This window comes from Massilia phyllosphaerae, from assembly GCF_034659755.1.
GTDB classification, from domain to species: domain Bacteria; phylum Pseudomonadota; class Gammaproteobacteria; order Burkholderiales; family Burkholderiaceae_D; genus Telluria; species Telluria phyllosphaerae.
Genome location: NZ_JAXSQX010000010.1, coordinates 39,114 through 60,764 on the forward strand (window position 1 = coordinate 39,114; position 21,651 = coordinate 60,764).

The window sequence follows — 21,651 nt, forward strand, 5'->3', positions numbered from 1 at the left end:
GCCTGTTCGAAAACGACCAGCGATGAACTAACCAACTTTGAGACGGCGGCTGATCAGTGCCTGTAATGCCTATAGAAGACTACACGTTCTGCAAACGTCTTCCTGATTACCACGACCCCGAGTACAAAAAATCCGATTGCCGCTGGCCAAGCCAAGAGCTGCACGATGCCTTTGGCCTTCCCCCATCGATACGGACACTTCCGTTAGGGGCATTTTAGATTTTCAAACTGTACCGGGCTGATGTAGCCGATAGTGGAATGACGCCGGCGTGGATTACCGACCTAGGCGGCTAGGGTTGGCGCTGGACAGGGGGCGCGGGTTGGGGCCATGCGCAGTCGATGACCCCTTGCGAGCGGTCCGTCACGTTCTTCATGTGTTTGCCACGTGTGATCAGTCGGAACGCATCGACGAGACGCGGATACTGTTTCATACCGATTTCCCAATGCGGATTAAAGCAGTGCAGGGCGTTGCCGAAGACCTCGACCACGTCCTCCTCGCTGTGGGAAAAGCCGGGGCCCGCCGCTGCAAGGTGTGCCAGGATGGCGGATTCGACTTGGATGCTGCCGAGGAAGTCGACAGCCGTACGATAACCGAAGATCCAGTTGCTGCTGCCGCTGAGCGCCTCCACCATTGCCGGATCATGGCCGCCGGCCAGGCATGAGCTCAACACGATCCCTTCGATTTTCTTTTTTTTACGGGAGAAATCGGCGACCTTCTTCATGAGGGTCGTCGCATGGGCCGCTGCGACCTTGGCCTTCGATCCGTGTGCGCCGATATACAGAATGATCCTGGTTTCGGAAATGGTCGCGATGGCGTCCAACGCATGCCCGAAACTGTTGGCGTCGTAGAAGTTCAGCCGGTAGCTTTTTGCGTTGTCGGCCAGTCGGCAGACGCCTTCGAGAAAGGGGGCATTCGACGCCTGGCCCGGATTGTCGTCCAAGTCAAACCAGTGGGCTTCCAGGATCACGATGGCCAGACGTTCGGCCTCTTCCTGTTGCTTTTTGGCGGAAAACCGGATCAGACGTCCGAGGGCTCGCGAGCCGTCTTCGTCCGCGCGATAGTCCTCGAACTGGCGGAATGTTTTATCGTCGATGTCGATGCGATTCATGCTAGTGACCTTATGGATAGACGCCCGGAGGCGCAGGTGTCGTGCAGCGGGCGCCATTGGAACAGCGCCGTGGGTTGAGTGTTGGTGACCTGGACGTCGAGCATCTACCGCCGCTAGCGGGTGCCGAATGCTGGCGCGGCGTGTCTGCCGTCCGGCATCCTGCGTTCGGTGAGTCTAGGGATGCCGACGCGTCGCGCCGCAGCAGGTGGAACTGTCCCGGCGCGCACATTGGCATGTTACCAAAAATATTTCATATAGGAAACTAAAGCAGGATGCTGGTGGAACGCGGCCGCGGATCGACGTTGCACGGCGGTGACATCGCGCCGCCGAGATTCACGTGTGACGCGGTCCTGTTGGGATGTTGACGGGTTGCGACGGCAGCTGAGCGTCCTTGACGGGCCGATGCAGTTTATCCCTGGACGAGCGCGTGCTAGGCCACGGGCGGCGATCCCAACGCCACCTTGCTATCTGGGTACTGGGCCTAGGCACGCGCGGCTGGCGGCAAGGTTGCGGTTGCGCGAACTGGGCGCCGGTCAACCGCGCAGCGGCCGCCGATGACGCAGGCGTCTGGATGCGGCGCACCGCCGGCGCGCGACGGCCCAGCGCGTGCCGCATTCTCTCGGCAGGGTACAGATAACCTGGCCGGGACGTCCGATGAAGTGAACGTCGAACTGTTTATGAAGTGAAAGTGGAACTCGTCGGAGAGATGAAGCAAAAGTGAAACGCCATTCTGTGAACCTCGGGTCTCTCACCCCTGACCACCTAGGGCAATGAGCGCAAGCGGTGTTTCAGTGCGAGTCGTTCTCAAGGTCCTAGCACCGGTTTCGCTTATCCGTTATGCCGTCGGCATTGAGCCGAGCGGTGCCTTAAGCAGCTGGGTTTGGAGCCGGGCTTTCGCCTTTGCCTGGGAAAGTCCTTCCTTGCGGTATGCGCTGATCTCCGCCTTGCCGTACTGCCAGAGGAATTTGTCGATCTGGTAGTTCGAATACCGGTCCAATTCGAATCGTTGCCGGAATTGCCGGAAACGTGCATAGAAGTCAGCATAGTTGCACGGTACGCCGAACGTCACACGGTCGCCGGCCGCGTGCAGATAGCCGTTCATTACAATCCAAATGTAACTGTCGTAGATCGGCACGTCACGCTTGCTCTCGAAATGCATGTATTTGGACGCAAACGAGAGGTTCGTGCGCATCACCAACCCGCCGCGCTCTTTGCGGTCCCACTCGGCCGTCGCGATACGGTCTACCATATCGATGGGGGAGACCTGTATGCCCTTCTTGCTTTTGGCGAACGCCTTGAATTCGGCGTTGATCTTCTCCGCGACCGGCCGGATATATTGGATCGAGGTGTTGTAAATGGTGTTGAGGACCGCCACTTTGACCTGCACGTCATTCAGACAGGTGTTGTCTGGGAAAGTCGAAAAAAGGAGGTCGAGCTTGTCGTTGATGGCGGTGCCGCCTTCGGTAGTATGGCGTTTGTTCATCTTGTCGATCAGCGCCGGCGTGATTCTTTTTAGCATGCGAATTTCCCTTTCTTCCAGCCTGTGGACCGACAGCCCAACCAGTTTGTTTGTATTATTCACAAACAAAACGGTCCTGTATAGGATCTAAAAACCAGTGGCTGGGCCGCATTGTTAGGTTCGCAAAAATGGGCGCTACGTGCGCATGAAAGACTTGTTGTTGCGCAGCGGTGAGAGACGCGTAGCCGTGGTCAATGAACTTCGTTGACACATCGTACGCGATTGACTCCTCATCTATAGTGCCACGGCGAACTGCTTCGTTGAGGATTTCGTACTGGCGTCGAGCATGCTTGAAACGCTGTTTTCTGGCGTATGCAGGCATGACGACCGGGACGTCAAGATCGATTAAACCTCCTGCCAGCGCGCGAAGCTCATCGTACTTTTCCCAAACGCGTGCTGGCTCGCGCTCGCGCCATGAGGATTGTGTGGCGATAGGACCAAGGCCGTCGAGAATCAGGGGGCCAAGAATCAGCCCGTCGGGATGGCCTGTGCCGTCAAACACGTAATGGAGGAGCGCCGCATAGTCATTGTGATCCAACAGATGATCGATCCGTTCTGGCGCATGTTGACTGAAACTGAGGAGAGCATTTCCAACGTGTTCCGGTGGGAGCCCGATGAAATACGAATTTGGAAAAACAGGCAGTAGCGCTAGGCTTCGGTCACGCCTCGAGCGAATCAGATATGAAAACATAGCGCGAATGTCATGCTTGTACCCGTTCGAAAACAAGAACGACAACGTCTCGGGACTCGCGCTCAAGCTACAGCAACGCCCATATTCGGGTAGCGACGTGACGCTTTCATAAGTACCGTATTTGATGAGCGCCTCGACATAACGCACGTCCCGTAGTCCCATTGCGAGTCGCCACACGCTTTCCAGACCCGCGCGCATAAGGTGTAGTTCGCGTTTGGCGGCAAGGAGATGGACCAGGATCGCAAGGCGTTCATCCTTAATCGCTTGGACCACCAAGTCAAGCGCGACATGTCTGGGGGATCGATTCTCGAGATAGGCCAACACGGCGTGTTCGTCGCCGCGTGCAATATCGTCGAGGATGCGCTGGCCAACCTCACGCTTTTGCCAAGCCCGAATATGTACGCTGGATCGTGCTTCGGCCTTATCTGCACCACGCAGCAGAAGGGCATCCGCGAATGCATAGTGACGTGTGCTCACAGCATGCCATAACGCTGTGCCGCCGTCATACACCGCAGCGAGGTCCTCACCAAGCGACATCACGAGATCGATGACGTCTGGATGCGCGCCACATTGGGCAAGATGAATGAGCGCGGGCGTTGTCGTGTTGGTGCTGAGACTAGCACCGGACGATAAGGCCAGCCGGACGATCTCGTCGTCAAAGTGGTGCGAAGCTTTTATCCACTCGTCGACAATGTCCTGTGGAGACAATTCAGGACAGTCCGGCTCGTCATCCGGCTCGGCCACGGTGTCGGGTGGGGCCACCACGAACGCGAGCGGGGCGGACGGAACAAGATCGTCGCGTTCATCCCATTCGCTATCACTAAATGCGAATCCGCTCGTCGCCACATCGCCTGAACGCATGAATGCTTCGCATATCAGTAACATGTCTTCGACCCTGAGGTCCCGGCTTTCGCTGTAAAGGACTTTTGCGTCATCAGGGTGCGCCTTCGCAGCAATACCCACGTTCTTGCCTTCGTCGAACGTGACAAGTTGTAGCCATGCTCGGCTTTGCGGGTTGATCAGGTCGACGATTCCCACATACCCACCTCGAAGCATGCGATACGCTTCTACGAGGTGCTGCCTGCCGGGTTCCGCGATCCTGACGGTGTCGATCCCGTCCAAGTATTTAATTTGGAATGGTGTGAATTTGGGATTGATTAGTGCCGAGTATTGCTTTATCACGAGCTGATGTAGTAGAGACGAAGGGGAGTCTAGATGGAACCACCGCAATTTATTTAACGATCGCCAAACGACGGCGGTATCGAATCACGTTGCCTCTCGAAGTAAGCGATTCTTGGCACGAGTGTACCCGCCTGGCCCTCTGCTGGCTAGGTAACGGTGAGCGCCTTCCGCAATCCGTCGGCGAATTCAATGCATCGCTGTCGCCATGCTATCTACCCACCTTATCCGGCAAGTGCCGCACGAGATGGCACGGACGCCCGCACCCCATAGGGTCAGTCTGCGAAACGAAACGAAACGAAACGAAAGGAACCAGCAGCCACATGAACGAACGCGGTGACCTCATTCCGAAAAGTTGGTTCTGCATCGAGAATTCTGCCAGGTCCCCGCTCCAGCGCAGGCCCCGACCCAGCGAAATCGTCCCACTAGTTGGCCAAGGTTGCGTAAAAAAAGGTAGACCCCGAGAAGCGCATTGCTTTTGTCAATCGCGCCGCGCCCCGCCCGTCCATGTCGCCTCGACTGAAGGATCGATTGCCTGCCTGGCGTTCATAAAGATAGTGAGGTGTTTGGCGACGGGCTGCTTGTCGTGCTTCTCGTCTGAGACGGCAAGACTTAGCATTTTCCCGCTTCTACCCGGGTTGACGACGGCGGCTTTGCGGTGGCGTATGCGGTGCTGCACCCGAGTAGCAGTAGTCGCCACCCGAGGGCGGGACCTCAAGCCTGGGGTGACCGCGCATGGGCGGCACAGAGTCAGCCAGGAGCGCACTTCCCTGGAACTGCTGCCCCCGCGTTGGCAGGGAAGCCGAGCCCAACGGCAGTTTTCGGCTTCATCGTCAGCCGGAGGTGGTAAAACCGCCGGTACAAGCCGCGCGTCAACCGCGATAACCGATCGCCGCATCGAGCCAACAGAACGGGGGCGTCCGATGAAGTAAAAGTGAAACTTCTTATGAAGTAAAAGTGAAACTCGCCGGAGAAATGAAGTAAAAGTGGAACTTCTCCGCCGACTTAGCCCTCATGGTCGGAAAGCCAGGTGTGGTGTAGTCCTGAGCGTCATGGCGCGATTACCGCGGTGATGAAGAACCAGATCGACTGGATTCCGCTGGAGATGGGCGCGATCAGGCCGAGCCAGGGACGCACGCTGGCAGTTATGCAGGTATGCGGCGGCTCACAGTCCTTCAATGTGGTGAATACCCTGCGCCTGCTGGGACGCTGGATGCGTATGTTCACGATCCCGAACCAGTCCTCGGTGCCAATGGCCTACAAGAAGTTCGACGACGCTGGCCGCATGCGCCCGTCCGCCTACTATGACCGCGTGGTCGACGTGATGGAAGAGCTGTTCAAGATAACGCTGCTGATGCGTGTGCGGACGGACTACCTGACGAACCGGTACAGCGAACGTAATGAAAAAGCGCTGAAAGCCATCAACCGTCAGATCCAGAAAATATGAGGCGACTGCGGGAGGATGCGTATTTCGACGACAATTACCTGAAGTTCATCTGGGAGCGATAGCAGAGGTCGATACCGCGTAAGTCATCCTCTTTTCGATCTGGCTCGAGGTGCAGCGTCAACCATATTCATGGGCCTGGCCCGCAAGCTTGCGCCGCACCCGCCTGCTTGCCGTCGTGCGGCACAAAGCCAGGAAGCCCAGGAGTCTGGTCGACAGCACCTTGTTCCTGTGGTGAATGATGAAGAAGTTGCGCTTGAGGGCGGGCAGCGAGGTTCGTACCACTACCAGCCGACCGCTCGCGAGGAAATCCTCGACCACGAGCCGGGACAGGCAGGCCAGCCCCAGTCCATGCGCGGCCGCATGCTTGATCGCCTCCGCGTTGCTGAATTCGCCTGCCGAGCGCAAGCTGTGCAGGTGAGGGACGAGCGCCTGCTCGACCGCCTCACGGGTTCCCGAACCGGGTTCGCGTAGTAGCCAGCCGGCGTTGCGCAAGGCCTGCAAGGACACGGTCCCGTCGCTGGCGGCACCGTCGGTAAGCAGCGGGTGGCCGGCGGCGGCAACCACCACAAGGTCGTCTGCTATCCACGGTTCGACCTGTAGCTGCAGGTCATGACATGGCCCTTCCACCAAGCCGAGATCCAGCTCGAAATTCGCGACCGCCGTTGCGATGTCGGACGTATTTGCAATGGTGACGCGAGGCGGGCCCTGGGGCGACGCGGCGAATGCCTCCGCCAGTATCGCCGGCAACAGGTAGATGCCGATCGTCGTGCTGGCTCCGAGATGCAGGCCGAGGCCTGTCAAGCTGTTCTGCTCGGCGAACTGGCGTTCGATCGTCGTCGCTGCGTCCAGCATCTGGCGCGCCTGGGGCAGCAACAGGCGGCCGTTGTCGTTGATGAGCAGGCGCTTGCCGACCCGGTCGAACAGCTGGACGTCGAGCATCGCCTCGAGCTCGTTGAGGGCTGCACTGGTCGCGGATTGCGACAAGGCCACCTGGTGAGACGCTGCCGTGGTGCTGCCCGATCCTGCGATGGCGAGGAAGATCTGAAGCTGGCGAAGGGAGAGGCGCATCGTTGGCGGGCGTCGAGTTGTGCTGACGCCCAATTATATTGAAACCACGCCGCTTGCCAAAACGCTGCGCATTTCCCTATTGCTTCAGAACGAAATCGGCCAGCGCACGCAATTCCTCGGGCTTGAGCTGGGGGAAGGGCGGCATCGCCGCCTGTCCCCATTTGCCCGAACTGCCGCCATGGATGCTTTTTTCAAGGAGGGCTTGCGCTCCGGGATTGCCGCGGTATTTTGCGGCCACCTCATGGTAAGCCGGCCCGACGATCTTCTTGTCGATTGCATGGCAGGCCAGACAATTGTTGGAAGCGAGCAGCGCTTGCACGTCGGGATCCTTTCCCGCCGCCGGCTTCGTAGCGCCCGATGCCGACGCGAGCCTGAGTTCGGCTGGCAAATCGGCTTCCTTCGCGCTGCCATAGGTCACCGCGAGATAGGCGCCGATGACCTTGACGTCGTCATCGGCGAGCGGGGCGCCATACATGTGCTGCATCTTGCCGACTTCGCCGGTCCATTGGGTAAGCGTCATGCCTGGCGGCTGGTACTTGATGTAATCGGCGGAATGACAGGTAGCGCATTTCTGCGTGGCGATGACATAGCCGGGCAGGCGCGACGACTTGAGCTGCGCTGTCTCGGCAGGAAGCTTCAGTGTATGAACTTCGGCGTACGCCGGCGCGGCCATGCCTGCAACGAGCAGGAAAACAGGCAAGAAGGATTCGATTCGTTTCATGGGCGCGTCCTCAGGCGATGGTCACGGGGTAGGATTCGATCACATGGCGGCGATAGCCCCCCGGGTTCCAGGTCGGGTCCGCCGGCTGCACTTCGCCGGCACGGTTGGTGGCCCTTACCATCAGGACAGTCTGGCCGCGTGCGGCGAAGCTTACCGGCAGGCGCCACTCGCGGAACGAATAACGCCCGAGGTCGGCGCCGAGTTCCGCCGCCCGCCAGGTCTTGCCGCCATCGATCGAAACATCCACGGCCTTGATGCCCGCGCCGCCGTCGAAAGCGATACCCTTGAGCTGGACCGTACGGCCGGCGGGCAGCACGCCGCCGCTGGTGACGCTGGTGATAAAACTGCGCACCGGCAGGGTCGAGATCGGCCTGGTCCTGGACGGCGTGGTGCCGGGCGCCACGCACAGGCAGTCATTGTCTGGCACGCGATAGGCCGTCGTCATGAACAAGGCATCGTGGCCTTCGAAAGGCTTGTCGAGCACCTCGATTTCGGACAAGTGCTTGACCCAGTAAGTGCCGAAATAGCCGGGAACGATCAGCTTCAGAGGATAGCCGTTCAGGTAAGGGATGTCCTGGCCGTTCATGCTCCAGGCCAGGAGTACGTCGTGGCCAAGCGCGTGTTCGATGTCCAGCGTTTTCCTGAAATCGGAGGTCGACGGCAGCACAGGCTGGTCCAGGCCGTTGAACATCACCTGTCGTGCATTGGCGCCGACTCCGGCCTTTTCCAGCACTGTCTTGAGCGGCACCCCGACCCAGCGCGCATTGCCCATGGCGCCGTTTGCCAACTGGGCACCGAAGACGCGCGGCGACGAGAACCCGCGGCTGTTGCCGGAGCACTGGTTGACAGCCACGACTTCGACAGGCTCTCCCAGCGCCTTGAGTTCGGAAAGCGACAAGCTCAGGCTGCGCTTTACCGCACCCTTGACCTCGAGCCGGTAGGTCTCAGGATCGATCGACATCGGTAGGTTCGCCAGATGATAGCGCACGAAGAACGCGTCATTGGGCGTGATCGCCCCGTTGTTGAAGACCTCGAACGGTGTTTCGAGGTGCGGCGGACGGGTCGTGACGCGGATCAAGGGACGCTTTTGCGGATAACTGACCAGTTCGCGCGGGCCATCGGCAAACGAGACCCCTTCGTCCTTGGCGATGGCGGCAAGGCTGGCGCCCGGGGCGGCGGCCAACCCAGCGGCAATGAAGCCAGTGTGCCGAATGAAACGGCGGCGTCCCTCGAAGGGGCGCGCGCTACCGTGGGGACCTGCAGGTTTGGCGGTGTCGTCGCCTGATCTTCTTGTCATGGCTGTTGTCTCCTGTGATTGGCCGGGCGCCGGGTTCCCGGCGTGATGGTCAGCCTAATATACGTTGCATTATTATTTCTACAAAATTGCTGGATAAATTAAAAGTCGGAATTCAACCTGATATTTTTGTAAATTCCGTACCGGGGATGACAATTTACGGAGGTCAGTCCAGCAGATGCCGAATGGCGTCGCGCTCCTGCACCAATTCATCGACTGCCGCCTGCAGTTTTTCGCGCGCGAAGGTATTGATGTCCAGGCCACGGATACGATTTGCCTCGCGCCCGTCGCAGACGACCGGCACGCCGAAGAAGATGCCTTCCGGGATGCCATACCCGCCGTCCGACGGCAGCGCCATCGAGACCCAGCGCCCGCCGCTGCCCCTCACCCAATCGCGTACGTGGTCGATCGCGGCATTGGCCGCCGATGCGGCGGACGACTGGCCGCGCGCTTCGATGATGGCTGTGCCGCGCTGCGCCACCGTCGGGATGAAGACCTCACGGTTCCAGCGCGCGTCGCGCAGCGCGAACGAGGCGGATTGGCCGTCGACGAGGGCGAAGCGGTAGTCGGCGTACATGGTGGGCGAGTGGTTGCCCCAAACTATCAATTGCGAAATACTGTCGACACTCTTGTCCAGATGTAGCGCCAGCATGGCCTGGGCGCGGTTGTGGTCAAGCCGGATCATCGCGCTGAAGCAGGAAGAATCAAGGTCCGGCGCCGCGTGCATGGCGATTAGTGCATTCGTATTAGCGGGATTGCCGACGACAAGTACCTTGACGTCACGCTTGGCAACCGCGTTCAGGGCGCGTCCTTGCGTGGCGAAGATCCCTGCATTGGCGGCAAGCAAATCCTTGCGTTCCATACCTTTGCTGCGCGGCTGTGCGCCGACAAGAATGGCGATGTCGGCGTCGCGGAAGGCGACTTCCGGATTGTCGGTCACCAGGACTTCCTGCAGCAGTGGAAACGCGCAGTCTTGCAACTCCATGTCGATACCACGCATGGCGCCCACGGCATGTGGCAGGTCGAGCAACTGGAGAATGACAGGCTGATCGGGGCCGAGCAGGTCACCATTGGCGATACGGAAAAGCAAGGCATAGCCGATCTGGCCTGCGGCGCCGGTAACGGCAATGCGAGTCGGGGTTTTCATGTGCGCTCCAATAGTGTTGAGTGAAAGTTACAACCTCAGTTTATTGAGCCGGGGAATAGCTGTAAAACGAATAAAATAAGTATTATCAAGCTAAATATCAGCTTGATGTTCGTGCTGTCCGTCGTGTTTCATGAATTAGGCATTTCGATTTAAGCTACGGTTGCCAGCGCATGCTGCGCGCTATATGCAAAATTGGAGAGCCATGTCTTTCAGCGAAATCATCGCCACCTCGTCGGGCCTCAAGCCTTTAAGGCAATTGAGCAGTCCGATTGAAGCAATCAGGCAATTCACACCGAATTGGTTCGCCGTGACGATGGGCACCGGCATTCTCGCGCTCGCTCTCGCACAATTCCCTTATGCCGTTTTCGGGCTGCATCAGCTTGCCGAAGGCCTTTGGCTGCTCAACATCCTGCTGTTCGTCGTGTTCGCCGCGATGTACGGCGCGCGCTGGCTGTTGTTCTTCGACGAGGCAAAGCAAGTCTTCGGGCACGCGACGGTATCGATGTTCTTCGGCACCATCCCGATGGGTCTGGCGACGATCATCAACGGTTTCCTGGGGTTCGGCGTGGCGCGCTGGGGGCAGGCCGCGGTCGCGGTAGCGCAATGCCTGTGGTGGATCGACGTCGCCATGGCGCTGGCCTGCGGCGTACTGATTCCGTACCTGATGTTCACCCGCCAGCAACACAGCATCGACCAGATGACTGCGGTGTGGCTGCTGCCCGTGGTCGCAGCCGAAGTGGCGGCCGCCAGCGCAGGCCTGCTCGTGCCGCACCTGCAGGACAGCGCGGCGCGCTTCACGGTGCTCCTTACGGGTTATGTGCTCTGGGCTTATTCGGTGCCCGTTGCACTCAGCATCCTCGCGATCCTGCTGCTGCGCATGGCGCTGCACAAGCTGCCGCACGAAAGCATGGCGGCATCGAGCTGGCTGGCCCTGGGCCCGGTGGGTACAGGCTCCCTAGGCATGCTGGTGCTCGGTGCGGATGCGCCTGCGACGTTCGCCCTGTTCGGCATGGAAGAGGTCGGCCGGGTCGCATACGGCCTGGGGGTCGTGAGCGCACTGCTCCTGTGGGGGCTGGGCCTGTGGTGGATGCTGCTCGCGACACTGATCACCTGCCGCTATTTCCGGAGCGCGGTACCCTTCAACCTTGGCTGGTGGGGGTATACATTTCCGCTCGGCGTATTTGCCGTGACCACGCTGCGGCTTGCCAATGTATTCGATTCGCTGTTCTTCGACATCGCCGGCGCGCTGCTCGTAGCGGTGCTGGCCATGCTGTGGCTGGTGGTCGCGTGGCGCACGGCGAATGGCGCCTACCAGGGCAAGCTGTTCGTCTCGCCTTGTATTGCTTCGCTGCAGCGCCCGTGAGCTTAGGTGGTACGGCGCCAGGCGCCGGCAACCCCGCGCGCCTGCGCCAGCGTGTCCACGATCTGCCGCGCTACGTGAGGGCCGGCGCAGACAGCGAGCGGACTCGGATGTGGCATCGACAGCACCTGGATATCGGGCCGGCTGGCGCGGATGGACGCTTCGGCGCGCCTGGCCGTGCGTCCCGCGCACACCACGACGCGCAGCTCCGGCAAGAATCCGAGGACGTCGTCGAGCAGCGCGATGCCGGCGCGGATGTCGCCGGCGCGCAGCTGCATCGGTGGGCCATCGACCGGCGGCAGCCAGGGAACCGTGTTCCAGATCACCGTCTCTTCGCGCGCCACGCAGGCCTGCGCCAGGAAGAGCTTGAGGTTGCGCTGCGCCGGACCGGGATTGTCGCGCGACACGAAACGCGGCCGCATCGCCTGGCGCGCCGGCGCTTCCAGCAGGACCAGGATGCGGGCGAAGGTGCCGCCATCGCGCGGATCGAACCACGGCATCTCGCGCATGCCGCCGGCGTGGCTTTCGACCCAGCGGTTGAGCGCAGCCACTGGCGCGGTATGGCGTTCGCGGTAGCGGCGCGTAACTTCCTCCGGGTCGTCGAGATTGCGTTCCTGCGCTTGCCCGGTCATGGCAGGACGCGCGCCGTCATTTTTGCCATCCCCATTTGGTGAAAATCGCGCTGCCCTGCGGCGACTGCAGGAAATCGACGAACTGCTTCGCAGCCGGGTTGCCGCTGCCGTGCTCGGTCAGGGCGACGCCGGCATCGCGGTAGATCGCGTAATCCGGTTCGATCGACACGACGTCGGCGAGTTTGGGGTTGGAGACCTGCCAGATGTTCCAGATCAGCCATGCATCGATGTCGCTGCGGCTGGTCCAGGTGTCGCGCGCGATCGCGCTGTTGGCAGCATAGCTGGCGATGTTCGTGCGGATCTTGCGCACTGTATCGAGATTGCCTTTCCTACCCGCCATGTCCTCCCAAACGCCATTCTGGCCAGCCCCGTTGACGACCAGGATGCGCACGCCGGGTTTGACGAGGTCGGCGACGCCATGGATATGCTTCGGGTTGCCCGGACGAACCAGGATCGACAGCGGACGCAGGTAGAGCGGCGTGATGCTGGCTTCCTGGATGCGGCCGCCCATCGCAACGGTGAAGTCCGTCATCATGGTTTCCGAGCCGCTGTAGATCACGTCGGCATCCTGCTTCGCGCGTTCGATCCAGCCCGGTGTCGGGCCCGCCGTCACTGTCACCTTGATGCCGTGCTCCTGCTCGAAGGCGGCAGCCGCGTCCTTCATCGCCGGCGCGGGACCGCCGGGGCCGTACACCAGTACCGGCTGTGCGGCACAGGCGATGCCTGTCATGAGCGCGAACATCGCGCCTGCAGCGAGTCGGCGAGCGGTGTTATGACAGAGATATGATTTCATTGGATTTTTCCTTTTTTTAGTTGGCATAAATATAAGTCGGGAAGAGGGCGCTGTGCCTATACACCCAGCAACTTGATCAGAGCAAAGCTGACCACGCCCAATCCTGCGAGTGAGCCGATTACCACCGAGGCCACCTTGGCGCCGGCACGCAGTACGGCGCGGGCATCGACGCCCAGTCCGAGGGCCGCCATCGACATGATGGTCAGGAAGTTCGCCGCGTCGTGGGCAGGCGCCAGTGCAGCCTGCGGAATCCAGCCCATCGAACGCAGCACCAGAAGCAGCAGGAAACCGACGATGAACCACGGCACGAGGTGCGACAGCGCAGGGCGTGCCCGGCCGCTACCGCGTCCGAACATCGACAAGACCAGCACGACCGGACCTAGCATCAACACGCGCACCAGTTTCACCAGGGTGCCGATGTGGACGCTCGCGGCCGATACCGATGCGGTCGCCGCCAGCACTTGCGGCACCGCATAGACGGTCAAGCCGGCGAACACGCCATACTGCACCGGGGTGAACGACAGCAGTCCTACCAGCAGCGGCAGGCCCAATACGACGCCCACGCCAAGCACGGCGGTGAAGGCGATCGAGGCGGCGACGTCCTTGCCGTCGGCATCGATCACCGGCGCCACTGCAGCGATCGCGGAATTGCCGCAAATCGAATTGCCGCATGCGATGAGGATCGCCATCTTCTGCGGCAGGCCCGCGCTGCGCCCAATGAAATAGCTGAACACGATCGCAACCACGACCACCGCCGCGATACCGCCGATGAGGCCGAGGCCGTTGGCCAGCAGCGCACCGGCACTGACCGAAGCGCCCAGCAGCACGACCGCGATCTCGAGCAGCAGTTTGGCGCCGACATGGATGCCTGGATCGAAGCGCGGGTCGAGGCGGTGCAGGGTGCGGATACCGGTGCCGATGAGAATGGCCAGCACCAGGCTTTCGAGCCAAGCGCGGCCGAACACGTGGGTTTCGGCCACTTCGAGCAGATAGGCAGCTGCCGTCACCGCAGCACAAAGCAACAGGCCGGGAACGGCGGCGGACAAATTGTTCACTTGATTCTTCATTATTTTTCTCATATTCATATACGTCGATGTAATAAGTATCGCTGTACTGAATTGTTTGGTCTATTTTAAAATTACGAACATATCTTTCTAAAATATTGAACGATGACATTGGATCAGTTGCGTATATTCGTCGAGGTCGCCGAACGCCAGCACCTTACCCAGGCCGCCGCCGTTCTCTTCCTGACCCCTTCGGCGGTCAGCACTTCCATCAAGTCGCTGGAAGAGCGATACGGAACGGCGCTGTTTCACCGTGTCGGCCGGCGCATCGAAATCAGCGACGCGGGACGAATTTTTCTCGTCGAAGCACGCCGCGCGCTCGCGAGCGCCCAGGCAGCCGAGGCGGCGCTGGCCGATTTGGGCGAGCTCAGACGCGGGTCGCTAACGATCCACGCCAGCCAGACCATCGCCAGCTATTGGCTGCCGGCCTTGCTGGTACGCTTCCGCCAAGCATGGCCGGGAATCGATTTGCACATGGAAGCGGGCAATACCGAGAGCGTCGCCGAGGCCGTGCTGCAAGGCGGCGCCGATCTCGGTTTTGTGGAGGGAAACATAGAACCGACCGGCCTGGAGGAGGAGACTGTCGGCGAAGACAATATGGTGGTTGTGGTTGCGTCCGATCATCCCTGGGCCGACGGCAGGACGCTGACGGCCAGAGAACTGGAAGCTGGACAATGGATTTTGCGTGAAGCCGGTTCGGGCACGCGGTCCGCTTTGGAGACCGGACTCGCCGCGCTCGACGTGGCGGTCGTCAATCTGCAGATCGCACTCGAACTTCCCTCAAATGAGGCGGTGCGCAGTGCGGTCATGGCGGGACCGTTTGCCACCGCGATGTCGGAACTGGTCGTGGCGCCGCATGTGCAGGCCGGCTTGCTGGCACGGGCGCACTGCGCGCTCCCGGCGCGCAGCTTCTCGATGCTGCGCCACGCCCAGCGGCATCGCAGCCGCGCCGTCGCCGCCTTCGAAGACATGGTGCGGACCAGGAAGCGGCCGGATAACTAAGCCAAGAGGTCCAGCCGCAGCCTGTCGCGGTCGTCGCCAAGTGCGCGGCTGGCCAGCCAGACCACGCCGCCGGCGGCCAGTCCGCTGCTCCCGGCCAGCAGGAACAGCAACAGGATCTGGTATTCGACGGCGCCGAGCGGATCCATGCCGGCGAGGAGCTGGCCGGTCATGATCCCCGGCAGCGTGATGATACCCGCCGCGGACATCTGGTTGATGACCGGGATGAGGCCTTTACGCACCGCATCGCGCATCAGCGGCGCAAGCGCTGTGCGCAAGGATGCACCCAGGGCCAAACGGGCTTCGATCTGATTGCGCGACACAACCACGCCGCCGAGGAAAGCGTCGAGGGCCAGACTTGCCGAATTTAGCACGCTGCCCAGCACGATGCCCATCAACGGGATGGCATAGCGCGGGTCGTGCCAGGGCGTGGGGCGGATGGCCGTCATCAGGGCCAGCACCACCGTGGCCAGGCTCGACAGCGCTACCACTGCGCCCGCGATACGGTAGTTGCCCCAGCCGGCCAGGCGCTGCGTCGGCCTCGTTGCGACTTCGCGCGCGGCAGCGGCGATCATGAGGCAGGCGATGGCCAGCGTCAGCGCCGGCGCGTCGGAACGGAATACGATGCGCAGCACGAGGCCGACGAGCAGCAACTGCAGCACCATCCTCAGACTGGCGACAAGCAAGGGCCGATGCAGGCGCAGGCCGAAGGCGATCGAAACCGCCGCATCGAATACGACCAGACTGGCCGCGAGCGCCATGTCCGACGCCGACAGTGCAATCTGGCTCATGCCACCTCGAGCCGGCCGCTCGCCATACGCAGGCACCGCTGCCCGAGGCGCTCGGCCTGTTCTTCTGAATGCGTCACGACCAACACCGACGTGCCTCGTTCGAGTTCCGAACGCAGTAGGGCTTCGAGAGCTGCGGTCGAGGCGGCGTCGAGCGCCGAAGCGGGCTCGTCTAGCAGGAGGACACGGGGCCGGCAAGCCAGGGAACGGATGAGCGCGAGGCGCTGGCGTTCGCCGGTCGACAGCAGCTCCAGGTCGGTATCAAGCGCAGCGGCCCGCAGTTTCAGCGCATCGGCCAGTGCCTGCGCCCGCTTCTGCTCCGATGCCGGAAGGTGCGCGCGCGCGGTCGCGTCCCACCAGGCCGGCTCGGCTGCTTGATAGACTACCATCGAACGCCATGCCGGCGCCGTCCAGCTTGCGCGCTGTGCGCCGTCCAGCAGCACCGTGCCCTCGTTGGGAATCAGGTCCGCGATCATGCGCAGCAACACGCTCTTGCCGGAACCGGATTCACCGACGATGGCGATGCATTCGCCTCGCCCCAGGTCCAGGTCGACCGGGCCGGCATGTGCCGAGCATAGCGCACGCAGTGCAAGACGAACGGATGGATCGAAACGAGCAAGGGAATGGAAAGACATGGGCATGGAGTATAGCCGGGTGCGGCTGCCCATAGTGCCGTGTTAAGGTGGCAAGGTACATTACAAATGGGACATCGATGGAGTTTTCTTCCGTATTCGCAGTCGCCACCGGCGCTGCGCTGGGAGCGCTCGTGCGCTGGTGGACGAGCGTGGCTTTGAATTCGCTGTTTCCGGAGATTCCACCCGGTACTCTGCTTGTCAATCTGGTGGGCGCATACATCATCGGGGTGGCGATACCTTGGCTAACCGAAACGCCGTCACTCGCGCCCGAGATCCGGTTGTTCGTCGTCACCGGCTTCCTTGGCGGCTTGACGACCATGTCGAGTTTCGCCGGCGAGGCGGTGATCCTGCTGCGCGCCGGCCGCTTGGCCATGGCAGCCGGTGCAGTGCTGCTGCACGTTGCCGGTTCGCTTGTCATGTGCACGCTCGGCATGGGGACGGCCGCATTACTGATGCGCCGCTAACCGGCGCTTGCGTGCGTCGCCTTGCCCTCGGTTGCGAGCGGCAGCTCGCATCGCAACAGCACGGCCTGCACCGCGTGCAGTTGCGCATGGTGTTCGAAAAGGAACGCGCGAAGCGCTTCTTCAGTATCGACCAGTTCGACGCATTGCGGGTGGCGCCCTGCCGTTCCTTCCACGTGGGCGTGGGATGGCTTCTCACCCGGCAGGTAGCCGCTGCCGACATGGAACAGCAACGCCTGGCGGATGCCGGCGCGGCGTGCCTGCGTCAGCAGTTGGTGGGCGAGCTGCGGGGGACTGAGATGGTGCCACAGACGGGTGGCGCGGGCACGGGCCGACATCGGGATGTACAGGCGCAGGACGGCAAAATCGTTCATCGTGTGGCTCACTGTTCAGGACGCTGCGCTGCCGGCCTCGCGCGTTCGCGCGCACGGTAGGCATGGAGTTCGGACAGACGCAGGTCCTCGGGAAGCGCGCGCCGGTGCTTGGCCCGGCCGATGCGCTGGGCGCGGTAGATGCCGGTGTGCCCCGAGAACAGGTAGCTGACGACGCAGGCGAGCGCTGCGTACGGCGCGATCTCGCCGCCGAACAGTTCGATGGCCATGACGGTAGACGCCAGCGGCACGTTGGCGGCGCCGGCGAACACGGCGACGAAGCCGAGCGCGGCCAGTAGCGGGAAAGGCAGGTGCAGCAACGGCGCCAGGGCGTTGCCGAGCGTGGCGCCGATATAGAACAGCGGCGTCACTTCGCCGCCTTTGAAGCCACTGCCGAGTGAGACGACGGTAAACGCCAGTTTGCCGATCGAGTCTTCGAATCCCAGCGGCTGCTGGAACGCCTGGACGATGACCGGAATGCCGAGACCGATATAGCGCTGTGTCCCGCTCAGCCAGACCGCCAGGGCGACGATTGCGCCGCCCAGCAGGGGGCGTGCCGGACCGTACGGCACATGGCGCTTGGCCGTGTCGCTCAACGTGTGCGTCAGCGTCGCGAAGAGCATGCCTGCCATGCCGAACGCGATGCCGGCGACGACGACCGCAACCAGGCCGGTCGTACCGACAGCCGGTACCGCGCCGAGCACATAATGTGTGTGGTGGATACCCCACCATAGTCCCACGCGGTCGGCGACGATGGCGGCGACGATGCAGGGCAGGATCGCGTCGTAGCGCATGCGGCCGATCGCCAGTACTTCCAGGCCGAAGATCGCGCCCGCCACGGGCGTGCCGAACACGGATGAGAAGCCGGCGCTCATGCCGGCCATGACGAGTACCCGGCGTGTATCGCGGTCCAGACGCAACATGTGGGCGATTTGGTCGGCCAGCGTGGCGCCCATCTGCACCGCCGTGCCTTCGCGACCTACCGATGCGCCGAACAGGTGCGACAGCACGGTACCGCCAAGGACCAGCGGCGCCATCCGCAGCGGGATCGTTTTCTTCGGGTCGTGGATCTCGTCGATGATCAGGTTGTTGCCGGCCTCGACATCCTTTCCGAGGCGATGATAGATCCACCCCACGGCGAACCCGGCCAGGGGGAGCAGCCAGATGATCTGCGGTGACGCGACACGGATTTGGGTGACGCGCTCGAGTGCAAACAGGAAGAATGCGGACGCGGAGCCGGCGAGTGCGGCCGCGATGACGGAAAGCAGCAGCCACTTCGCCATGTAATGCAAAAGCTCGACTTGTTCGGGTGTGTGATCAGGTTTCATCGGTCCAGTGAGTGAGCCCAGCTGGTCCGGATCGAGGCATGCGCCTACCTTCCCGGCCCGGCCGGGAAAGGTAGGCATCATCAGCTCGGGATTGAGCGGTTACGGGAGGAATGCCATCTCCAATTAAAGTCAATCATAGCAAGGTTTGCTTGTTCCGCCAAATCATCGCGCGGCGTCCTGAGCGCAGGCGACGCCGAATTCGACCTTTTAACCTGCTGTAAAAACTTCGATCCACTCGTCTTCCCGCCATTTCCTTGTTTAAACGCCAATCAGGTGACCGGTTTCGTTAATGCGTTGGATGACGAACGAATCGTCCTCGAACGTGCATTCATTCACGCAGCAAGGCGTCTGCCGGAGTTGCCAATAATGACTGAGAGAAAGCCCAAGGCAATGCAACAACAGCACACGGTTGACGCTGTCGTGCCCGACCAGGACGACGGTCTGGCCGGCGTGTTTCAAAAGCACGAAATGGAGGACACTCATGACGCGTACCAACACCTGTGCGAGCGTCTCGCCGCCGGGTATCAAGGCCATGTCGGGTTTCGAAAACCACATCCGTGCCGGCCCGGGCCACAAGGACTCGACACGATCGTGCGTCAAACCTTGCCACTGGCCGTAGTCGATGTCGGCGAGCTCGCCGAGAACGCTTGCAGGCGCGCCGGTTGCGCGCTCGATCGCCGTGCCCGTATCGATGCAACGGGATAAATTGCTGGTGTAAATGGCATCCGGCTGCCAGCCACGCGCCACGCGCCGTCCCAGCGCCTCCGCTTGGCGCCGTCCGAGTTCGGAGAGCGGGAATTCGGCGCATCCACGAAATCGCGGCGGATCGATGCCATCGACGTGGCCATGACGAACGACGACGATGCGTGTAACCAGGCGCGTCATCGGGCTAAGCTGTTTTCAACCTACCCGCGCACGAACGCATCGCGGCCGGCGTAAGAGGCATCTCGACCCATCGCTTCTTCGATGCGCATCAGCTGGTTGTATTTTTCCACGCGCTCGCCGCGCGCAGGTGCCCCGGTCTTGAGGTGTCCTGTACCGAATCCGACCGTCATATCGGCAATGAAGCTGTCGACCGTTTCGCCGCTGCGATGGGAGACCATGGCGCCCCAACCGGCACGGTAGGCCAGTTCGACTGCGGCGCGCGTTTCGGTGAGGGTGCCGATCTGGTTCGGTTTGATCAAGACGGCATTGGCGACGTCTTCCTGAATTCCGCGTTCGATGCGTTTGACGTTGGTCACGAACAGATCGTCGCCAACCAGTTCGACCTTTTTGCCCAGCCGTTTGTTCATCATGCGCCAGCCGGCCCAGTCGTCCTCCGCCAATCCGTCTTCCAGCACGGCGATCGGATAGCGTTCGATCCATCCCTCGTACAGGTCGACCAGCCCGGCCGCATCGACCTTACGGCCCTCGCTGCGAAGGTGGTACAGGCCGTCCTCGTAAAAGCCGGACGACGCCGGATCGAGCGCCAGCACGATGTCGTCACCGGGTCGATAGCCTGCCTTTTCGATCGCTTCGAGGATTAATTCGACGGCCTCGGCGTTGCGCTTAAGGATAGGCGCGAAGCCGCCCTCATCCCCGACCGCCGTGTTGTAACCACGCTCCTTGAGGATGGTGCGCAGGCGATGGTAGATCTCGGCGCCGTAGCGTACGCCCTCGGCGAACGTGGGGGCGCCGACGGGGGCGATCATGAATTCCTGAAAATCGGTCGCTTGCCAATTGGCGTGTACCCCGCCGTTGAGGATGTTGAACATCGGTACCGGCATGCGTGGAGCGTGCGACGCGGACAGGGTACTGAACAAGGGCAAGCCCGCCGCCGCGGCGGCAGCGCGCGCCACAGCCAGACTCACGCCCAGAACGGCGTTCGCCCCCATCCTGCTTTTGTTCGGCGTACCGTCCAGCGCAATGAGAAGGGCATCGATGCCTTTCTGGTCGGTCGCGTCCTTGCCGGCAACGGCGGTGGCGATCTCGCCATTGACGTGGGCGACGGCATTCTTCACGCCCTTTCCGTCGTAGCGGCGCGGCTCGGCGTCACGCAGTTCGACGGCTTCATGAATGCCGGTCGAAGCGCCCGAAGGCACGGCGGCGCGACCGACGACGCCGCATACCAGGCGCACGTCGACTTCAACCGTCGGGTTGCCGCGCGAGTCGAGGATCTCGCGCGCATGGATGTCTTGAATGGCAGGATTCATAAGAATTTCCAGGGTGAAAGCCGGCATCGAACGCGTGCCCGGATAAGTTTGCGGTTACTCTATCCCAGTTCGTCCGGGGGTTGCGCGCGACCCGGCCGGGACGCAGCCGATCCGAGGAGTGAGGCGCCATGCACCGACTGATTTTGATCCGCCACGGCGAGTCCGCCTATAACGCCGATAACCGCTTCACGGGGTGGACCGATGTCGACCTCACGCCGCTCGGCATGGCGCAGGCGCGGGCGGTGGGCGCGACGCTGCGCGCGGCGGGCGTGGCGATCGACGTCGCGTTCACATCGATGCTCAAGCGCACCATCCGCTCGCAATGGATCATCTGCGAAGCAATGGACCGCATGTGGCTGCCGATTGTGCCGGACCCGCGCTTGAACGAACGCCATTACGGTGCCCTGACGGGGCTGAACAAGGCGACGGCCGAACGGGAATACGGCGCGGCGCAGGTCGCCGCCTGGCGCCGCTCGTTTGCCGTGGCGCCTCCGCCGATGGCGCTGCAAGATGCGCGCGCGTATGCGGATGATCCGCGTAACCGCGGTGCCCGGGCAGGCGAGATCGTGCTGAGCGAAAGTCTGGAAGATGTGGTTCGGCGCGTGCGGCCGTTTTGGGAAGAGCTGGCGGCGCCGGCGCTGCGCGAGCGACGGGGCGTCGTCATCCAGGCGCACGGCAACACCATCCGCGCGCTGATCAAGCATCTGGAAGGAATGAGCGACGACGACATCGCCACGCTCGACGTGCCGAACGCCACGCCGGTCGTCTACGAGTTCGACGCGGATATGCACGTGCGCCGTCGGTACGACATGCCGGCCGTGAGCGACGAAGGCCGGCACTCGCTGTTCTGATCG

General features: G+C 61.8%; 20 protein-coding genes, 1 pseudogene and 1 riboswitch. Of the genes and pseudogenes, 5 read left to right on the forward strand and 16 right to left on the reverse strand.

What is annotated here, in order from left to right:
• Positions 1–289 precede the first annotated feature (289 nt).
• The 3 genes from U1H99_RS27685 to U1H99_RS27695 form a co-directional block, all read right to left on the reverse strand.
• Positions 290–1,108, reverse strand: coding sequence for a hypothetical protein (locus U1H99_RS27685; RefSeq protein WP_323144859.1), 819 nt, complete (start codon positions 1,106–1,108; stop codon positions 290–292).
• Positions 1,109–1,943: 835 nt separating this feature from the next.
• Positions 1,944–2,627: a Dag1 family anti-phage DNA glycosylase gene (locus U1H99_RS27690; RefSeq protein WP_323144860.1), complete on the reverse strand. Its 684-nt coding sequence runs from the start codon at positions 2,625–2,627 to the stop codon at positions 1,944–1,946.
• Positions 2,628–2,682: 55 nt separating this feature from the next.
• Entirely contained in the window at positions 2,683–4,356 is a 1,674-nt protein-coding gene (locus U1H99_RS27695) for an ankyrin repeat domain-containing protein (protein WP_323144861.1), read from the reverse strand.
• 1,156 nt (positions 4,357–5,512) lie between these two features.
• On the opposite strand from U1H99_RS27695, the pseudogene U1H99_RS27700 reads away from it, so the two are divergent.
• Positions 5,513–5,944 (forward strand): annotated as a pseudogene (locus U1H99_RS27700) (NAD(P)H-dependent oxidoreductase); the annotation flags it as partial.
• A 117-nt stretch (positions 5,945–6,061) separates the two neighbouring features.
• Here the strand turns inward: U1H99_RS27700 and U1H99_RS27705 are convergent.
• The 4 genes from U1H99_RS27705 to U1H99_RS27720 form a co-directional block, all read right to left on the reverse strand.
• Positions 6,062–7,012 (reverse strand): LysR family transcriptional regulator, encoded by a 951-nt coding sequence (locus tag U1H99_RS27705; RefSeq protein WP_141839173.1) that lies wholly within the window; start codon positions 7,010–7,012, stop codon positions 6,062–6,064.
• A gap of 76 nt (positions 7,013–7,088) precedes the next feature.
• The gene (sorB, locus tag U1H99_RS27710; protein WP_323144862.1) at positions 7,089–7,733 is read right to left on the reverse strand and encodes a SorB family sulfite dehydrogenase c-type cytochrome subunit; all 645 of its coding nucleotides are present in this window, start codon (positions 7,731–7,733) and stop codon (positions 7,089–7,091) included.
• A 10-nt stretch (positions 7,734–7,743) separates the two neighbouring features.
• Complete coding sequence (sorA, locus tag U1H99_RS27715; protein WP_323144863.1) at positions 7,744–9,030, reverse strand: SorA family sulfite dehydrogenase catalytic subunit; 1,287 nt, start codon at positions 9,028–9,030, stop codon at positions 7,744–7,746.
• A gap of 163 nt (positions 9,031–9,193) precedes the next feature.
• Positions 9,194–10,174, reverse strand: a complete 981-nt coding sequence (locus U1H99_RS27720) for a malate dehydrogenase (RefSeq protein WP_323144864.1) — start codon at positions 10,172–10,174, stop codon at positions 9,194–9,196.
• 202 nt (positions 10,175–10,376) lie between these two features.
• Here U1H99_RS27720 and U1H99_RS27725 point away from each other — a divergent pair, with 202 nt between their 5' ends.
• A complete protein-coding gene (locus tag U1H99_RS27725; protein ID WP_145646837.1) occupies positions 10,377–11,537 on the forward strand; it encodes a TDT family transporter in 1,161 nt (386 codons plus the stop codon).
• A gap of 2 nt (positions 11,538–11,539) precedes the next feature.
• Here the strand turns inward: U1H99_RS27725 and U1H99_RS27730 are convergent, their stop codons facing one another.
• The 3 genes from U1H99_RS27730 to U1H99_RS27740 all read right to left on the reverse strand — a co-directional run bounded on the left by U1H99_RS27730 (position 11,540) and on the right by U1H99_RS27740 (position 14,026).
• On the reverse strand, positions 11,540–12,166 hold the full coding sequence (locus U1H99_RS27730) for a uracil-DNA glycosylase (RefSeq protein WP_141839164.1): 627 nt from the start codon (positions 12,164–12,166) through the stop codon (positions 11,540–11,542).
• Between the two features lie 16 nt (positions 12,167–12,182).
• Positions 12,183–12,908 carry a substrate-binding domain-containing protein gene (locus U1H99_RS27735; RefSeq protein WP_323144865.1) on the reverse strand — a complete coding sequence of 242 codons (726 nt, stop codon included), beginning with the start codon at positions 12,906–12,908 and terminating at the stop codon, positions 12,183–12,185.
• A 107-nt stretch (positions 12,909–13,015) separates the two neighbouring features.
• Positions 13,016–14,026 (reverse strand): YeiH family protein, encoded by a 1,011-nt coding sequence (locus tag U1H99_RS27740; RefSeq protein ID WP_141839160.1) that lies wholly within the window; start codon positions 14,024–14,026, stop codon positions 13,016–13,018.
• 102 nt (positions 14,027–14,128) lie between these two features.
• Here U1H99_RS27740 and U1H99_RS27745 point away from each other — a divergent pair, with 102 nt between their 5' ends.
• Entirely contained in the window at positions 14,129–15,025 is an 897-nt protein-coding gene (locus tag U1H99_RS27745; RefSeq protein ID WP_141839158.1) for a LysR family transcriptional regulator, read from the forward strand.
• Here the strand turns inward: U1H99_RS27745 and U1H99_RS27750 are convergent.
• Both U1H99_RS27750 and U1H99_RS27755 read right to left on the reverse strand, forming a co-directional pair.
• Positions 15,022–15,813, reverse strand: a complete 792-nt coding sequence (locus U1H99_RS27750) for an ABC transporter permease (protein ID WP_141839156.1) — start codon at positions 15,811–15,813, stop codon at positions 15,022–15,024. The genes U1H99_RS27745 and U1H99_RS27750 overlap by 4 nt on opposite strands.
• Positions 15,810–16,451, reverse strand: a complete 642-nt coding sequence (locus tag U1H99_RS27755) for an ABC transporter ATP-binding protein (RefSeq protein ID WP_229217788.1) — start codon at positions 16,449–16,451, stop codon at positions 15,810–15,812. The genes U1H99_RS27750 and U1H99_RS27755 overlap by 4 nt, the downstream gene beginning before the upstream one ends.
• 71 nt (positions 16,452–16,522) lie before the next feature.
• On the opposite strand from U1H99_RS27755, the gene crcB reads away from it, so the two are divergent.
• On the forward strand, positions 16,523–16,909 hold the full coding sequence (crcB, locus tag U1H99_RS27760) for a fluoride efflux transporter CrcB (protein ID WP_141839154.1): 387 nt from the start codon (positions 16,523–16,525) through the stop codon (positions 16,907–16,909).
• Here crcB and U1H99_RS27765 read toward each other — a convergent pair.
• From U1H99_RS27765 to eno, 4 genes are all read right to left on the reverse strand, one after another.
• Positions 16,906–17,280, reverse strand: a complete 375-nt coding sequence (locus U1H99_RS27765) for a DUF190 domain-containing protein (RefSeq protein ID WP_141839152.1) — start codon at positions 17,278–17,280, stop codon at positions 16,906–16,908. The genes crcB and U1H99_RS27765 overlap by 4 nt on opposite strands.
• Positions 17,281–17,288: 8 nt before the next feature.
• The gene (locus U1H99_RS27770; RefSeq protein WP_141839151.1) at positions 17,289–18,605 is read right to left on the reverse strand and encodes a voltage-gated chloride channel family protein; all 1,317 of its coding nucleotides are present in this window, start codon (positions 18,603–18,605) and stop codon (positions 17,289–17,291) included.
• A gap of 64 nt (positions 18,606–18,669) precedes the next feature.
• Positions 18,670–18,735: riboswitch (Fluoride riboswitch) on the reverse strand.
• Positions 18,736–18,863: 128 nt separating this feature from the next.
• The gene (locus tag U1H99_RS27775; RefSeq protein ID WP_141839150.1) at positions 18,864–19,490 is read right to left on the reverse strand and encodes a histidine phosphatase family protein; all 627 of its coding nucleotides are present in this window, start codon (positions 19,488–19,490) and stop codon (positions 18,864–18,866) included.
• A 20-nt stretch (positions 19,491–19,510) separates the two neighbouring features.
• Entirely contained in the window at positions 19,511–20,797 is a 1,287-nt protein-coding gene (gene eno / locus U1H99_RS27780; RefSeq protein WP_141839149.1) for a phosphopyruvate hydratase, read from the reverse strand.
• Between the two features lie 128 nt (positions 20,798–20,925).
• Here eno and U1H99_RS27785 point away from each other — a divergent pair, with 128 nt between their 5' ends.
• Positions 20,926–21,648 carry a 2,3-bisphosphoglycerate-dependent phosphoglycerate mutase gene (locus U1H99_RS27785; protein WP_141839148.1) on the forward strand — a complete coding sequence of 241 codons (723 nt, stop codon included), beginning with the start codon at positions 20,926–20,928 and terminating at the stop codon, positions 21,646–21,648.
• Positions 21,649–21,651 lie beyond the last annotated feature (3 nt).

What these genes read in the sequence shown, in the direction of transcription:
- U1H99_RS27685 (WP_323144859.1), bottom strand. Translation starts at nt 1,108, where the DNA reads ATGAATCGCATCGACATCGACGATAAAACATTCCGCCAGTTCGAGGAC.
- U1H99_RS27690 (WP_323144860.1), bottom strand. Translation starts at nt 2,627, where the DNA reads ATGCTAAAAAGAATCACGCCGGCGCTGATCGACAAGATGAACAAACGC.
- U1H99_RS27705 (WP_141839173.1), bottom strand. Translation starts at nt 7,012, where the DNA reads ATGCGCCTCTCCCTTCGCCAGCTTCAGATCTTCCTCGCCATCGCAGGA.
- sorB (WP_323144862.1), bottom strand. Translation starts at nt 7,733, where the DNA reads ATGAAACGAATCGAATCCTTCTTGCCTGTTTTCCTGCTCGTTGCAGGC.
- sorA (WP_323144863.1), bottom strand. Translation starts at nt 9,030, where the DNA reads ATGACAAGAAGATCAGGCGACGACACCGCCAAACCTGCAGGTCCCCAC.
- U1H99_RS27720 (WP_323144864.1), bottom strand. Translation starts at nt 10,174, where the DNA reads ATGAAAACCCCGACTCGCATTGCCGTTACCGGCGCCGCAGGCCAGATC.
- U1H99_RS27725 (WP_145646837.1), top strand. Translation starts at nt 10,377, where the DNA reads ATGTCTTTCAGCGAAATCATCGCCACCTCGTCGGGCCTCAAGCCTTTA.
- U1H99_RS27730 (WP_141839164.1), bottom strand. Translation starts at nt 12,166, where the DNA reads ATGACCGGGCAAGCGCAGGAACGCAATCTCGACGACCCGGAGGAAGTT.
- U1H99_RS27735 (WP_323144865.1), bottom strand. Translation starts at nt 12,908, where the DNA reads ATGTTCGCGCTCATGACAGGCATCGCCTGTGCCGCACAGCCGGTACTG.
- U1H99_RS27740 (WP_141839160.1), bottom strand. Translation starts at nt 14,026, where the DNA reads ATGAAGAATCAAGTGAACAATTTGTCCGCCGCCGTTCCCGGCCTGTTG.
- U1H99_RS27745 (WP_141839158.1), top strand. Translation starts at nt 14,129, where the DNA reads ATGACATTGGATCAGTTGCGTATATTCGTCGAGGTCGCCGAACGCCAG.
- U1H99_RS27750 (WP_141839156.1), bottom strand. Translation starts at nt 15,813, where the DNA reads ATGAGCCAGATTGCACTGTCGGCGTCGGACATGGCGCTCGCGGCCAGT.
- U1H99_RS27755 (WP_229217788.1), bottom strand. Translation starts at nt 16,451, where the DNA reads ATGCCCATGTCTTTCCATTCCCTTGCTCGTTTCGATCCATCCGTTCGT.
- crcB (WP_141839154.1), top strand. Translation starts at nt 16,523, where the DNA reads ATGGAGTTTTCTTCCGTATTCGCAGTCGCCACCGGCGCTGCGCTGGGA.
- U1H99_RS27765 (WP_141839152.1), bottom strand. Translation starts at nt 17,280, where the DNA reads ATGAACGATTTTGCCGTCCTGCGCCTGTACATCCCGATGTCGGCCCGT.
- U1H99_RS27770 (WP_141839151.1), bottom strand. Translation starts at nt 18,605, where the DNA reads ATGAAACCTGATCACACACCCGAACAAGTCGAGCTTTTGCATTACATG.
- U1H99_RS27775 (WP_141839150.1), bottom strand. Translation starts at nt 19,490, where the DNA reads ATGACGCGCCTGGTTACACGCATCGTCGTCGTTCGTCATGGCCACGTC.
- eno (WP_141839149.1), bottom strand. Translation starts at nt 20,797, where the DNA reads ATGAATCCTGCCATTCAAGACATCCATGCGCGCGAGATCCTCGACTCG.
- U1H99_RS27785 (WP_141839148.1), top strand. Translation starts at nt 20,926, where the DNA reads ATGCACCGACTGATTTTGATCCGCCACGGCGAGTCCGCCTATAACGCC.